Origin of the sequence: Streptomyces sp. x-80 (genome assembly GCF_046549095.1) — a bacterium.
Lineage (GTDB): Bacteria > Actinomycetota > Actinomycetes > Streptomycetales > Streptomycetaceae > Streptomyces > Streptomyces celluloflavus.
The window spans coordinates 1-537 of record NZ_JAJPWM010000086.1; the positions used below are offsets into that span (position 1 = coordinate 1).

General features: G+C 65.9%; 1 protein-coding gene and 1 pseudogene. One reads left to right on the forward strand and one right to left on the reverse strand.

Features of this window, described 5'->3' with window-relative positions:
- Positions 1 to 329: helix-turn-helix domain-containing protein (locus ACLJWH_RS42015; protein ID WP_411147080.1), on the reverse strand; the 329-nt coding region annotated here is incomplete at its 3' end.
- 121 nt (positions 330 to 450) lie between these two features.
- Between ACLJWH_RS42015 and ACLJWH_RS42020 the strand changes: the two are divergent.
- A pseudogene (locus ACLJWH_RS42020) lies at positions 451 to 537 on the forward strand (IS5/IS1182 family transposase); the annotation flags it as partial.

Sequence of the window (537 nt, forward strand, 5' to 3'; positions counted from 1 at the left end):
TACTTCGCCAACTCGCGTGTGGACCAGTGCGAAAGACCGGTGCCGTCCGGCGGCGTCATACGCGTCAGCGCAATCACCCGGGCCCGAACCCGCGCCGGCACTTGTTCCCGGCCCCCGCCAGGCCCCTCGCCTTCCAGCCCGGCCAGGCCGTGCTCGGCATAACGGCGCTTCCAGCGGTCCACCGTCGCCAGCGACACTCCCAGCAACTCGGCGATGTCCTCGCGCCGACGCCCCTCCACCGACCACAGCACGATCCGGCCGCGCATGGCTACATCCGCAGGCACATCCCGACTGCTCACCAACTCCCGCAGCACGGCGACCTGTTCCATAGAGTGCTCCATGCCAAGAGAACGAGACACACAAGATCAAGTAACGCCAACAGAATCACGAGACACTAGCCCGCCGCACTTAGACCGTGTCCTACATGGTCAGTTGGTCGTTGGGCTGGCTATGGGGAGTGGACGGTGGCGATGGATCGTGCCGGATGGGCTGTGGGAGATTGCCAGGCCCCTGTTGCCATCGGCGAGGGTTCGCCCG